9 protein-coding genes are annotated in these 13,349 nt (G+C 66.9%); all 9 read right to left on the bottom strand.

The window, feature by feature from the left end:
• Positions 1–12 precede the first annotated feature (12 nt).
• Positions 13–1,395 carry a glycosyltransferase family 4 protein gene (locus IEW24_RS13725; RefSeq protein WP_188579774.1) on the bottom strand — a complete coding sequence of 461 codons (1,383 nt, stop codon included), beginning with the start codon at positions 1,393–1,395 and terminating at the stop codon, positions 13–15.
• 5 nt (positions 1,396–1,400) lie between these two features.
• Positions 1,401–3,623, bottom strand: coding sequence for a hypothetical protein (locus tag IEW24_RS13720; protein WP_188579437.1), 2,223 nt, complete (start codon positions 3,621–3,623; stop codon positions 1,401–1,403).
• An 8-nt stretch (positions 3,624–3,631) separates the two neighbouring features.
• Positions 3,632–4,492, bottom strand: coding sequence for a hypothetical protein (locus IEW24_RS13715; RefSeq protein WP_188579435.1), 861 nt, complete (start codon positions 4,490–4,492; stop codon positions 3,632–3,634).
• Between the two features lie 10 nt (positions 4,493–4,502).
• Positions 4,503–5,792, bottom strand: coding sequence for a glycosyltransferase family 4 protein (locus IEW24_RS13710; RefSeq protein ID WP_188579433.1), 1,290 nt, complete (start codon positions 5,790–5,792; stop codon positions 4,503–4,505).
• A complete protein-coding gene (locus IEW24_RS13705; RefSeq protein WP_188579430.1) occupies positions 5,789–6,622 on the bottom strand; it encodes a class I SAM-dependent methyltransferase in 834 nt (277 codons plus the stop codon). The genes IEW24_RS13710 and IEW24_RS13705 overlap by 4 nt, the downstream gene beginning before the upstream one ends.
• Positions 6,619–8,835 (bottom strand): glycosyltransferase, encoded by a 2,217-nt coding sequence (locus IEW24_RS13700; RefSeq protein ID WP_188579428.1) that lies wholly within the window; start codon positions 8,833–8,835, stop codon positions 6,619–6,621. The genes IEW24_RS13705 and IEW24_RS13700 overlap by 4 nt, the downstream gene beginning before the upstream one ends.
• A 145-nt stretch (positions 8,836–8,980) precedes the next feature.
• The gene (locus tag IEW24_RS13695; RefSeq protein ID WP_188579426.1) at positions 8,981–9,640 is read right to left on the bottom strand and encodes a calcium-binding protein; all 660 of its coding nucleotides are present in this window, start codon (positions 9,638–9,640) and stop codon (positions 8,981–8,983) included.
• A gap of 414 nt (positions 9,641–10,054) precedes the next feature.
• On the bottom strand, positions 10,055–11,491 hold the full coding sequence (locus tag IEW24_RS13690; protein WP_188579424.1) for an HlyD family type I secretion periplasmic adaptor subunit: 1,437 nt from the start codon (positions 11,489–11,491) through the stop codon (positions 10,055–10,057).
• On the bottom strand, positions 11,488–13,203 hold the full coding sequence (locus IEW24_RS13685; protein ID WP_188579422.1) for a type I secretion system permease/ATPase: 1,716 nt from the start codon (positions 13,201–13,203) through the stop codon (positions 11,488–11,490). The genes IEW24_RS13690 and IEW24_RS13685 overlap by 4 nt, the downstream gene beginning before the upstream one ends.
• Positions 13,204–13,349: the final 146 nt, after the last annotated feature.

The following is a 13,349-nucleotide window of genomic DNA, read 5'->3' as shown; positions in this document are numbered from 1 at the left end:
TGAAGCTCAGCTTCAGGCGGTGCGCGCGACGGCCGCCGGGGCCGCAACGCTGGGAACGTTCGGGCGCGACTGCGAGCGCAGGCGCCGGTAAAGATCGACATGCGTGCGGGCGAAATCGGTGTAGCTATCCGGCTTGCGGATGCCGCCCCGCAGTTTCTCCCACAAGGTGTTGTCGGTGAGCGCCTCGGTAAGGCGGTCGGCGAGGTCTTCCGCGCTCCCGGCGCGGAAGTGCAGGCCATCGACGCCATCGCGGATCTTCTCCGCCATGCCGCCGATGTTCGAGGAGATGATCGGGCGGCCGTGATAGAAGGCCTCCTGGATCACCACCGGCGAATTCTCCCACCACACGGACGGCATGATCATCCAGTCAACGGAGCGCATCAGGCGCGGCATCTCGATGTTCTGGTAGGAGCCGTAGAAGCGCACGCGATCACCGGCCTTCTCGACCAGCGCGGCGATCTTGTTCTGATAGGCCTGCGGCTGACGCTCCAGATTGCCGCCGAAGATCATCATGCGGGCGTCCTCGCCCCACACGCTCTCCGGCACGCGGCCCACCGCATCCAGCAGCACGTCCGCTCCCTTGTAGGGCGTCATCTGGCCGAAATAGGCGAAGCTGCCACGGCGTTTGGATACGCCTTTCAGCAGCCGGGGCGGTGCGGCTTCCGCAATATCGAGGCCGTTCTCGATCACCGACATCTTGTCGCCGTCCAGCCCCCAGTCGATGAAGCGCTTGGCGAGGAAGTGGCTCGGCGAGACGTAGTGGTCTGCCAGCTCCAGCATGGCCTGCACGAACCGCTCGCGCTGCAGGAAGCGCGCGGGCGAGATGTCCGGAAAGCAGCCGTGGCAATCGGTGGGCGATGAGCGCTGGCACAGTTTCATGCCGGCCGTCTTCACCATCTGGCCGTGGTGGTGGCAGATGGACAGGAATTCGTGGAACGTCACCACGATGCGCGTGTCCGGCAGCGCATCGCGCACCGCGAACAGCATCTCCAGTCCGAGGCCCAGGATGTGGTGGAAGTGCACCACATCCGGCTTCACGTCGGAGACGTAGCGCAGGAAATCGCGCCGGATGTCGTCCGTGTTGCGGTTCGACAGCAGGAAGTGGTCGTAATCATCCGCGTGATAGAGGATCTCGTCATCTCTCTGGCGCAGGCTCATGAGCGCGGAGGCGCCATGGCGCGGAACGGGATGGCCCACCCGTGCCAGATAGCGCGAATTGACGCCCGAAATTGCGTTCAGCCCCTTGTGCAGATTGTGCGAGGCGACTTCCGCGCCCCCCAGCGAATAGCTCGGGTGGGCGTGGGAGACCACCAGCACCTTCAGATCGTCGGCGCCGCCCCCGGTCGCCACCGGCGTGCCGGATACAGGCTGGGACGGATTGGGCTGTGCATTCATGGTCATCAGCTCCGCATGTTCGCGACTGCGAGGGACCAGCGCCGGTCGAACGCCCAGCGATCGACGCGGCGGACCAGGCCGTGCCAGGTGGCCGCTGCCGCACCGGGCGGCCCCCCGCTGGTCTCGTCGGCGCACACCATTTCCACCTCCGGCACCCACACGGACGGCGTGCCGCCCAGCCGGAGCTTGAGCGCCAGATCAAGACGTTTCTCGGCAATGCCCAGATAGCCTCGCGTGAACCCCTCCACGCTTTCGAAGGCAGCGCGCGGCAGCATGCAGCATTCCGCCGTGCCGGCCGTAACCTCCATGGGCTCGGCCCCGTTCACCGCCGAACGCGGATAGCCCACGAGGCGGTCGTTGAGCCCGCGCGCGGTCCCTTCGCCGTCGAGCATGGTGCCCGCCCAGCGGATGGAATCGTCCTCGAACAGCAGGGTCGGCGACACCAGGCACTTGCCGCCCCGCGCCCGATAGGCGCGCTCCAGACGCGGCAGCCATCCGGTGCCGCGCGGCAGCACATGGGCGCAGAGCAGGACCAGATGTTCCGCCGTGGTGGCCTTCACGCCCGCTTCCAGCGCATCGCAGACATCCTCGGCGCCCTCGGCCCGCACGAGGCGCAGCTTGAGGCCGTAGAAGTCGCCCAGCCGCCGCACTTCGCCGGCCACATCGTCGAAGCCATCCTCGCGCACCGCCACCACGATCGGCATGGCACGGGTGGCGGGTTCAAGGGCCAGCAGCGCGAGCAGAACGCCCACCTGGGCCGCGCCGTCATCCACGCCGACGATGAGGGCGGTGGATTCCGAGCCGTCGAACACCGGATCATCGCCCATCACGCGGCCGGCGGCCGGGCGGCGCTCCATGGATTGCAGCATGGGGCCCAGCTGGCGCTCCACCACATGGGCGGCCACCGCCGAGCGGGCCTCCACCGCACCGGAAAGTCGCGCGAGAACCTGACGCGGGGTGGCGCGGGTCAGCGGCAGGGGCCGATAGGCCGGACCACTATCGAGCTGAAGCTCAAGATAGGCCGCATCGCGCACCTGAGTAGCAACGCGCGGCAGGAAGGCCAGGAAGCCGTGGCTGTGCCGGTTGGGATCCAGCGCGCCGAACAGCGGGTCGGACAGGAAGGCATTGGTGACGTCGGGGCGTGGCTGGCGCGTCCAGCCCTCGTCGATGCGGCCGCCGGTGCGGCCCACCTTCAGCGAGACGCCGCGCACATGGTCCTCGCAATCCACGAGCCAGCCGGACACCAGCACGCCGCCGCCATCCACCATCAGCGCGAAGTCGATGCCGAGACGCACCGGCAGGCGCAGATCGCTCACCGTATCCCGGCCGTCGAAGCGGTTGGCGGCATCCTTCAGCTTGGCGAGCACATCGGTGGGCGCGGTGAGGCGCGGCAGCACGGCGCGTACATGGGCCGGCACGTCGCGCGGCTCCAGCAGGACGCGGCGCTCATAGACCGCCACCGCCCGCCAGCCATCGCGAGACCGGAACAGGATCTTCTGCAGCTTGGACGTATCGGGCCTGTCCGGCCCGCACATGATGCCGGCGAAGCCGCGGCTGCGGCCGGCCAGATCCTCACGGGGGAAGGAAGCGCTGTCCAGCTCCGCCAGCACTGGCTCGGCGCCGATAGCGAGCACGCGGGCGCGGCCGGGCACGAGATCGGCGGTCCAGCCCTGAAGGAACAGATCACCATCCTCGTCCGAACCCATCACCTCGACGAAGCCGTCGGGCCGGGCCACGGCCTGCGCCATGGCGGCCACCGCCCTGAGGCGGCGCGCGGTGGTCTTGCCCACCAGAAGCGCTTCCACGATGCCGTCCACCACGATGGAGGCGGAGGGGCCCGCATCCTCCGCCACCGCCTGCAAGGCAGCTTCCAGCGACACCGGCCGGCGGGCGAAGGCATAGCGCTTGGGATGACCGGGACTACGGAACACGATGGAGGACAGCCGGCCACGGCCCAGAGCCGCGAGGGACACGAGCGCGCAGAAGCCCGAACGCAGCTCCGGGGGTGCATCGGGCCGCCGCCAGCTCACAGCAGCGGCCTGCGTCGCCGCGCTGGGATCGCCATTCAGCAGGGCCTGGACGCTGCCCGGCAGCTCTCCCATGCCCGCGATCAGCGCGAGCCCTTCGTCCACCACGGCGACGATGGCGGTCTCGCCGTCAAGCGGCAGGCCAAGAGTCTCGGCGGCACGGTCGGTCGGGGGGCGGTGGGGCGTGTGGCTGTCAGGCATGCGCGTCCTCAGATCTTCAGGCCGAGCGCAAGGGCGAGGCCGATGCCGGTGCCGATCAGAACCGCCAGGGCAAAGAATTGCGGCTTGATCTCGTTGCGCCCCTGCGCCGCGAGCGTCTCCAGCCGCTTGTCAAAACCGGCCAGTGCCGTGTCGAAGCGGGTGAGGAAGATTTCCATCTGATCGAGCCGCTGGTTGAGATCGCCCTGTCCGCCGCGCACGGTGTCGAGGGCTTCCTCCAGCGCGGTCTCCTTGTCGGAGAGCGCATCGAGGCGGGTCGCGGCCTCCTTCAGCAGCACGCCCGTATCCCGCTGCCCGAGCTGCAACTGGCGCTGGGCGGCAACGAGCAGATCCAGCCGGTCGAGCACCTTCGCCATGGGGGCGGCGACGGCGGCCTCGGCGGCCTTCTCATCTGCGGAGGGGCGGCGCAGCACCAGCTCGGCCGCCGGGTTCACCGACACCGCGATGACGGTGAGGCGCTCCGGCGATTGGAGGGCCTGCTGCGGCAGGTCGATGGCGAAGGCGTGATGGCCGTCACCAATGCCGTTGCGGCGCAGATCGACACGCGGCTTGTCGGCGATGCCCGACGCCACTTCCACGGCGTCCAGCAGGATGCGCACCAGCAGACGCGAGTCCGGCCTGTTGCGATCCCAGACCCAGCCGAACAGTTGACCATTGTCCACCGCATCCATGCGGCCTGCGAGCGCGGCCTCTGCCGGAACCGGCGGAGCGGCGGGCGCAGCAACCGGAGCCGGCTTCACCGCCGGCTTGGCGGCTGCGGCCGGGGCGCCGGCAGCAGGCTTGCGCGCGGCGGGTGCCGAGGACGCATCATTGGCGGGGATGGGGCGTGTCGTGACTTCGGCGAGCGGCATGCGGCCTCCTTCACGCTGCGACGGTGGACGGGGCAACGCCTGTCGAGGTGGAAGACAGCGTTGATCCCGTATTCATCAGGTTCAGATAGCGGCCGGCGACCGCGTCGATGGATGGCGGCGGCGCGGTGGCGGCGGACAGGCGGCGCCACAGGCCGGGATCCTCCGCACAGCGGCGCATGACGCCAGCCAGATCCGCCGCATCGCCGGGCAGGACGTGCAGGCCATCCACGCCATCGCGCACGGCTTCGCCCATGCCGCCGATGCCGCTGGTGATGACCGGGCGTCGGTGCATCTGCGCCTCCTGGATCACCAGCGGGGCGTTCTCCCACCAGATGGAGGGCATCACCACCCAGTCCACGGCGGCCATCAGGCGTCCCACATCCTCGCGCTCATAGGCCCCCATGCGCAGCACATGGGAATCCGTCTCGGCGAACATCTGGTCGATCTCGGCCGTGAAGGCGTCGCTCTGGTAGAGCGCCGCGCCATGGACGCGCAGCTCGAAGTCGAGCCCGCTGCCGATCAGCCGGCGGGAGGCATCCAGCAGCACCTTCATTCCCTTCCAGGGATTGATGTTGCCGAAATAGCCGAAGGACGAGCGCCTGCCCTCGTGCGGCGTGCGGAAGGGCGCCGGGGTCGCCAGCGGGCGGCCGTTCTGGATCACCTCGATCTTCGCCGGATCGATGCCCCACTTGATGTAACGCTCCATGAGGAAGCGGCTCGGGGCCACGAACTTGTCGACGTAGGCGAAGTGCGTCTTGAGGTGATGCTCGCGCAGCAGGAAGCGGTCCACCGGAATGTCCGGGAAGCAGCGATGGCAGGCATCGGGGCTGGACGACATGCAGCGCTGGCCGCTGCCGGTCTGTGCCATCAGGCCGTCATGGGCGCAGATGGAATAATAATCGTGCAGCGTCATCACGATGCGGCACTTGGGCAGGATGCGCTTCACCAGCGCCGGGAACTCCGCCCCGATCAGCAGCAGATGATGCAGATGCACCACATCCGGCCGGAAGTCCTGCAACAGCGCGGTGAGATCCGGCACCACGCCATAAAGGTCGATCTGGCTCATGCTGAAACGGTCGAAATGACCGGACCACAGGAGCACCTCGTCGCTCGCCGTGCCGATGGTCTGGAACGACGTGCCCGGATGGGCGTCGCGATGCAGACGGTTCACGGCGCCGAGGAACATCGCCTTGTTGCCGGCCCGCTGATAGGCCTTGAACAGATCGTGGGCGAAAATCTCGGTCCCGCCGGGATGCAGGTCGGGATGATTATGGGCGACGACGAGGATGCGTTCACTCATGCCTTGCCTCCGCGCTTCATGGCGACGAACACGTCCTGATAGTGATCGGCCTCCACGCCGCGCCAATGGCCGAGACTCTTCAGCGCAATGTCGAAGCCGGCCGAGCGCAGCAGATGATCGATGAAGCCGTCGTCGAAGCCCACCGCCGCCAGCGGCGCATCCTGATTGGCGAACCAGCACGGGCCGTTGCCGGACCGCTTGAAGCCGAGGCGGGTATCGCGCTTCTCCGCCTTGATGGCGGTCTCATCCAGCACGAAGGCCGTGAGGAACAGCCGGCCGCTCGGCGCCAGAACGCGGGAGATCTCGCGGATATAGGTCTCAAGCTCGTCCGCCGGCAGATGGGTGGCGACCGACACCATGAGCGAGAAGTCGAAGGCGCCGTCCGGGAACGGCATCTGCAACTCGGCGCCCGGCACCACGCCGCCGGGATTATAGAGCGCGTGCGCAACATCCAGCCGCTGGAAGCGGAAGCGCGGATAGGCCGGGGTAATGGTCGTGGTGCACCACATCACGCCTTCCAGCACCGGGTCGAAGCCCTCGTAGCTGCCCCGCTCCGGGTGCAGGAACTGGGTGAGCGGCACCGCCATGCGGCCGATGCCGCTGCCCACGTCCAGCACCCGATGGCTGCGGCGCAGCCCGCCGAGCGTCACGAAATGGCGCAGGAATTCCGAGCCGATGGCGCGATAGTCGCCATCGCCCACGAAGATGCTGTCCGCCGGCGGCTGCGGCAGGAAACGGTTCTGGGAGATGTGCTCCAGCAGCCATTCCGTCTGCGCCGGCAGGCGGGGGGAAATTTCGGCTTCAAGCTGCTTCAAGGCGTGCATGTTCATGCTGCGCTCCCGGTCTGCGAGGCGGCAGCCATCAGCGCGCCCATGGTGTCACCCCAGCGCTGGCCGTGGAGCCAGGCGTTATAAGCGGAAGCCGTGCCGCGCCCGTGGTCCGGGCTCACCTTCATGGAGCGCCGCTCCAGATGATAAAGCTCGGCCTGGGGCACGTAGCGCACGTCCAGATCCTTCGCCCGCACCTTCAGGCACAGGTCGCTGTCCTCGTAATCGCCGATCACATAGTCCTCGGTGAAGCCGCCGACGTCCTCATAGACGGAGCGGCGCATCAGCAGGCAGGCGCCGGTGACAGCCGGCACCGAGCGGGCGACGCCAGCAGCGGGATAATCGCGCGGCATGCCCTTGTGAAAGTGGTGGTTGAGCCACTGTCCGCGCATGCCCTTCATGAAATACATGCCCGCATGCTGCAGCGAGCCGTCGCCGAACAGCAGCTTGGGGCCCACCGCGCCGACACCGTCCTCTTCCAGCGCGGCGCACAGCGGCGCCAGCCAGCCGGGCGCGATGGGGATGACATCGGAATTGACCTGCGCCACCACCTCGCCGCGCGCCTCGCGGGCGCCGGCATTGCTGGCGGCGGCAAAGCCGGCGTTGCGCGCCATCACCACAAGCACCAGCGGCAGATCGTAGAGAAGGTGAAGCCCGCGCAGGAGGTGTTCCACGCCGTCCGCCTGCTCGGGCGAATCCAGCACATAGATCACTTCCGCATGCGCCCTGAGCGCACGATCGGCGGCAAAGGCGCCGATCTGGAAGCGCAGGAAATCCAGCACCCGATAGAGCGGCACCACGATGGAGACATCGGGTTCCTTCACCCGCTCACCGATGGTGATCACGCGCGGCGCATCGAGCTCGGCCAGAAGATCTTTCTGGATCGCCGCGAGCGCGGGCGCTAGGCAGCCGGAGAGAACCTCCGGGGTCAGGAACTGAGGCGGCACCGCCTTGAGCGCGCGGGAGCGCTTTTCAGAGAGATCCACCGGCTGGGGCGGCGGAATGAGGATCTGTCGCTCGCCCGACTTCAGATTAAGCGCGAAGCGCGGCTGGAGCAGCGGCAGGGAACCTTCGGTCAGCGCAACGAAGCCCTTGACCGGCACGGCCTCCTCACCCTGCCCGACGACACCGGGAAAGTCATGGCGGATGCCGTGCAACGGGATGGCCGTTTCGCCGTCCATGAGATCGATGCCCTCGATCATGGACAAGGGGTCGCGCACCCAGCCGCCCGCCAGCAGGCCGGCGGAGGTGGAGAGCGCGAGATCAAGCTCGGCGGAGGGCAGATGCGAACCGCCCGACAGGGCACGCGGCTGCAACGGCGCCTGGAGCTGAAGTTCCAGCGCGGCGGCGCGGGCCGCCGGAGACCCCTTTGCGGCCAGGCCCAGCGCATATTCCCGGAGCACCGGATCGGGCTTGCCCTGCGCCCGCCACCAGCGGGCCAGAGACCCAAGGCCGGCCGGCCATTCCAGGCGACGCACGGCCATCCATTTCGGGCCGGTCAGCAGGATCAGCGTCTCGCCCATGTCGTCGGCGCCTTCCAGCGCCAGATAGAAGCGCCGCTGCCCCCGCGCATCGGCCGAACCGATTCTGGGCGCGGAGGTGATGCGCGAGAAGCGCTCGGGCGAAATCAGATGCAACGCGGTGGGCGCGGCCGAGCCGGGCGGCAGGCCGCCCTCCACCAGAGCCGTTTTGCCGTCAAGCCGCGCCACGGCACGCACCACGGCGGCCTTGCCGGCGCAGACGCGGGTGATGTTGTAGACGAAGCGATTGAAGGAGCGGCTCGACCGCAGCCGGAAGATGCTCGCCCAGGTCTCCATGACGGTCGTCACCAGCGACACACGCGCCGCCGGGGTAAGGCCATTGAGCAACTGCTCCGCCTGGGCGACAGGCATGTCCTCCGCCGGATCGACGGTGACATCCACGCTCTGGCCGACCACGCCGGCGAACAGCGAGAGCGACTGGGCTTCGGCCGGCTTGCGGAACGCGAACAGCAGGCGCGTGCCGCCATCCTCGCGCTGCAGGCGCAACGCGCCGAGCGGTGCAAGGGCAGGACCGGACGCCGGCTCCAGCCGGGCAGAACTCCACACCCGCGAACTGGCATCCCACATGAGGAGAAGCACACCGCCGGACAGCGCGAAGACCTGGGGCCCATCAGCCACTGCGGGCGCGGGACCGATCACAACAGGTGTAAAGACTTCGCGGGCAGGCTCGAGCATGGGCCGTCACCTCAATGAAATATCGGAGCAACGCACGCGACATCGGTCGCACGCGGGGGGAAGAACCGGCCGGCCGGGAGGGGGAGGCCGGCCGATTCCTCGCATTGGCGCAGGGCGCGAGCCCTGCGCGCTTCAGCACGCGTGATCAGTGCACGGTGAAGAAGGACGTCGGATTGTCCTGAACGTCGTCCACGCTCACGCCGTGAAGCGTGATGGTGTCGCCATTGCCGAGGTCGATAACCGTGTTACCGCCCACGTCAGTGGCACGGGACGCGACATCTTCCGCGGAGGTGATGTCGGTGCCGTTGATGCCCTTGGCGATGTCCAGCATGTCGGTGCCGGCCTGGAAGTCCAGGATCACATCGCTGCCGCCGCCGCCGTTGAAGACGAAGACGTCGTGACCGGCGCCGCCGAGCATCAGATCATCGCCGGCACCGCCTTCGATGAGATCATCGCCTGCGCCGCCGGAGAGGAAGTCATTGCCGGCACCGCCGAGCAGGACGTCATCGCCGTCACCGCCGAGCAGATTGTCGTCACCGACACCGCCATCGAGATAGTCATTGCCGGCGCCACCGGACAGCGTGTCGCTGCCCTCACCGCCGAACAGCTGGTCGTCACCTGCACCGCCGAACAGGGTGTCATCACCCGCTTCGCCGAACAGGCTGTCAGATCCGTCTTCACCGAAGACCAAGTCGTGCCCTTCACCGGCGAACACGGTGTCGTCGCCGCCATGGGCGAAGATCGCGTCGTGGAACCGGCTTCCGAGAAGCGCATCGTCGTAGGCGCTTCCTTCAATGGTCGCCATGGCTGTCTCCGTCGTTCCGGAACGGCTCCACCACACCCATCCCCCGGGGAAGAGGACATGAGGGCCATGATGGCGTTCCGGCATAGGTTTCAGAGACGGTTTACGCAGGATCGGCGCACTTGCCCGATCTGGTTCCGCCCCCATGGGGAACGCGTTGTTCGCGTTCGAGGATGACGCAACTGCAAAACGAAATACCAACAGTTCCGACGCAACGCATCATACGCAACGAGAGGTCAGCCCGGAAGGGGAAAACAAGATTTCTTTGAGGTTTATTATAGTCTTAGACTGCGCCAATTCAGACTAACAAGGAACATATTGAATCATGAGTCGGATCAAAATGATTCAATATTCAAATTACTTTCCCGAATAAAAGGCCAGGGCGGCAAATATTACCGCCCCGGCCATTGCAGTGCATCAATTCTCGCGGAAGGCGCGATTGAAGCTCTCTGTGACCGGCTCGAACAGATAGTCGATGGCCCGGCGGGGCTTCTTCAGCACCAGCAATTCCGCCGGCATGCCGGGATAGAGCGCCACCTTGGGATGATTGGCCAGCTGTGCCTGATCGATCTCCGCGCGGATCACGTAATAGGTGTTCTGCGTCTGGGGATCGATGGTCTGATCCGCCGCCACGTAAGTGAGCTTTCCTTCAAGAGGGGCGAGCACGCGGTGATCGTAGGCCGTCAGGCGAACCTGCGTTTTGCCGCCCACGCGCACGGAAGCGATCTCGCGCGTGCCGAGCTTCCCCTCCACCACCATGGGCTCCTTCTCGGGCACCACGTCCATGATTGCCTGTCCGGCGGGTATGGCGCCGCCGGGCGTGCGCATCTGAATGTTCACCACCGCGCCATCCTGGGGCGAGCGCACGGTGAGGCGGTCCATAATATCCTTGGCCGAGGTGATCTGGCTCTCCACCTCGTTGAGCATGAGCTGCGCCTCCTGCAGCTGCGTGGCGACATCGCTCTGCCAGTCCAGGTCGATGCTGGCCAGCGTTGCTTCCGCGCTGGCCTTGGCCTGCTCGGATTTCGCTGTCTGGGCCTGATAATTGCCCGCCTGCCCGACCAGTTCGGACATGCGCGCCTCCTGCTCCAGCAGCTGCGCCTTGCCGACGAAACCCTTCTGCGCCAGCTCCTTCATGCCGGCGAGACGCTGGCCGATGAACTCGCGCTGCTTCTGGCTGGCGTCGATGAGCGCGGTGAGAGACTGCTGCTCGGCCACGCGCTGCTCGATCTCCTTGCGCTGGATCGTCACCTTGCCGAGATAGGCATCCCTGCGCCGCTGGAAGAGGCGCTGTTCCGCCGCAAGCACATCGACGGCGATGGGATTCTTGGGATCGAGCACGAGCGTCGGATAATCGACCTTCTCGGCCCCGCTCTGCTCGGCCCGCAGGCGCGCCAGCTTCGCCATGAGCCCCACACGCTTGCCCAGGAACTGCTCGAGATCCGAGCGGGCGCGCGTGTCGTCCAGCTGCGCCACGGGCTGGCCCTCTTTTACGAGGTCGCCTTCCTGCACGAGCAGGCGCTTGAGGATGCCACCTTCAAGGTGGCTCACGGTCTTCTTCTTCGAATCCACGACCACCGTGCCAGTGACCACCGAGGCGGAGTCGAGATCGGCCGAAAAAGCCCAGCCGAGAAAGCCGCCGAAGCCCAGCACCACGGCCAGCGTGCCGGCGATCACCGGTTTGCGCAGGCTGGCGGCGGTGTCGATCTGCTCACGCTCCAGCACCTGGTACCAGGCTTCGCCACCGGAGGTGTTCTCGGGCGGCAGGATCTCCGCACGCCGGGCCGCCGCGCGGCTCAGCTTCTCGCGCTTCTCAGGCGAGGTGGGGCGGATCAGTTCGCCGGTCTCGGTCATGCGGCATCTCCTGTTCCGGCGCGTTTACGCGGTGGCGCGAGGGTCGCGACGATGGAGGTCCGGTCGCCGAACTGGGCGATGCGGCCGTCCTGCAGCACCAGCAGCTTGTCAGCGCATTCCATGATCGCCGGGCGATGGGCGATGACGACCACGATGGTGCCATCGTCCCGCAAGGCACGCATGGCCCGCATCAGGGCCGCCTCGCCCTCGGCATCGAGATTGGCGTTGGGCTCATCCAGCACCAGCAGGCGCGGGCGGCCATAGACGGCACGCGCCAGCGCGATGCGCTGCTTCTGCCCGCCGGACAGCGTGAAGCGCCCATCTCCCACCGGCGTATCATAGCCGAGCGGCAGGCGGCCGATCATCTCATGGACGCCGGCAAGACGCGCCGCCTCGATGACGAGGCGCGGATCCGCCTCGCGCATGCGGGCGATGTTCTCGCGGATGGTGCCGTCCAGCAGCGAAACCGACTGCGGCAGATAGCCGGTCATGTGGCCGAAGGAACCGCGCTCCCACAGATAGACATTGTGGCCGTCCAGATAGATGCCGCCCGCCGTGGGCTTGGCGGCCCCCACCATCAGGCGGGCCAAGGTGGACTTGCCGGCCGCCGAGGGGCCGACCACGCCGAGGATCGTGCCCGGCTCCACCGTGAAGCCGATGCCCTTGATGACCGGCAGGTCGCGGCCGGGGGGCACATAGATCAGCCCGTCCACTTCCAGCGGCCCCTCGCACGGCGGGGTGGGGATGGAGTCGCGGCTCGACTGGTGGCTTTCCAGAAGCTCGCGGATACGGTTCCAGGCAGAGGAAGCGGCGATCCACGATTTCCAGTTGTCGGTCAGGCTGTCGAACGGCGCCAGCAGGCGGCTCATGACGATGGTGGCGCCGATCATGGAGCCCGGCGACGCGGTGCCGTCGATCACCAGCGAGGCGCCCAGCGACAGGGCCGCGATCTGCATGAACAGGCGCAGCACGCGCGTGGTCGTGTGCATGCCGCGGCCACGGGCATTGGCGAGGTTGGAGAGGTCCGCCGCATGCACCTGGTCGGAGCGCCAGCGCCGTGCGAGGGCCGGCAGCATGCCCATCGCCTCGATGGCTTCCGAATGGCGCAGCGTACCGCTGATGCGCGAGATGTTCTCGATATGCGCCTGATTGGCCTCCTTGGTCATCTGGCGGGTGAACATGTCCGACAGCAGACCGAGCGCCACGAGAATGCCGGCGGAGACCACCGCCAGGATTCCGTAATAGGGATGCAGGGCGAACAGCACCACCAGATAGATCGGGCACCACATCCCCTCCAATGGCGCCACGACGGCGCTTGAGGTGAGGAAGGTGCGCAGGTCCGCCAGATCGCGCAGCACCTGCGAGGCCTTCACCGCCCCGCCGGCCACGGAAGCGGACAGCGCAGCCTCCAGCGTGGGCAGGTTCAGCCGCCGCACCAGCGTCCCGGCCATGGCCTGGAAGGTCAGCGCGCGGATAAACTCGAGGATGCCGTAGAGTAGTAGTCCTCCGCCAGCAAGAATCGCCAGCATCGCCAGCGTGTCGTAACTGCGTGAATTAATCACGCGATCATGCACCTGAAGCATGAACAGGGGGACAGTCAGCTGAAGCAGCGTGATGAAGCCGCTCAAGGCAGCGGCATAGGTCAGGCCCGCGACGAACGTGCGCCGGCCATCCTTGATCAATGTCTGCATGTCGGACTGCTGAACAGCCATGCGCAACCCACCTTCCTACCGGCGGCCTGAAGATTATTGGCCAAAACTAGAAACATCTTCAAATCTGCGATGATTTTCCCTATCATCGCCTCATTACGTCGTACCTTCGAGACGTTACCGTCACTCTTCATAGCATAATGGAGAGA

The sequence above is a fragment of the Azorhizobium oxalatiphilum genome, from assembly GCF_014635325.1.
GTDB classification, from domain to species: domain Bacteria; phylum Pseudomonadota; class Alphaproteobacteria; order Rhizobiales; family Xanthobacteraceae; genus Azorhizobium; species Azorhizobium oxalatiphilum.
The sequence above is the reverse complement of the archived record's forward strand: the minus strand, read 5'-3'. Positions and strand labels throughout refer to the sequence as shown.

Coding starts and splice junctions, on each gene's coding strand:
- IEW24_RS13715 (WP_188579435.1), bottom strand. CDS start 4,492: ATGCCGCTCGCCGAAGTCACGACACGCCCCATCCCCGCCAATGATGCG.
- IEW24_RS13725 (WP_188579774.1), bottom strand. CDS start 1,395: ATGAATGCACAGCCCAATCCGTCCCAGCCTGTATCCGGCACGCCGGTG.
- IEW24_RS13690 (WP_188579424.1), bottom strand. CDS start 11,491: ATGACCGAGACCGGCGAACTGATCCGCCCCACCTCGCCTGAGAAGCGC.
- IEW24_RS13685 (WP_188579422.1), bottom strand. CDS start 13,203: ATGGCTGTTCAGCAGTCCGACATGCAGACATTGATCAAGGATGGCCGG.
- IEW24_RS13700 (WP_188579428.1), bottom strand. CDS start 8,835: ATGCTCGAGCCTGCCCGCGAAGTCTTTACACCTGTTGTGATCGGTCCC.
- IEW24_RS13720 (WP_188579437.1), bottom strand. CDS start 3,623: ATGCCTGACAGCCACACGCCCCACCGCCCCCCGACCGACCGTGCCGCC.
- IEW24_RS13710 (WP_188579433.1), bottom strand. CDS start 5,792: ATGAGTGAACGCATCCTCGTCGTCGCCCATAATCATCCCGACCTGCAT.
- IEW24_RS13695 (WP_188579426.1), bottom strand. CDS start 9,640: ATGGCGACCATTGAAGGAAGCGCCTACGACGATGCGCTTCTCGGAAGC.
- IEW24_RS13705 (WP_188579430.1), bottom strand. CDS start 6,622: ATGAACATGCACGCCTTGAAGCAGCTTGAAGCCGAAATTTCCCCCCGC.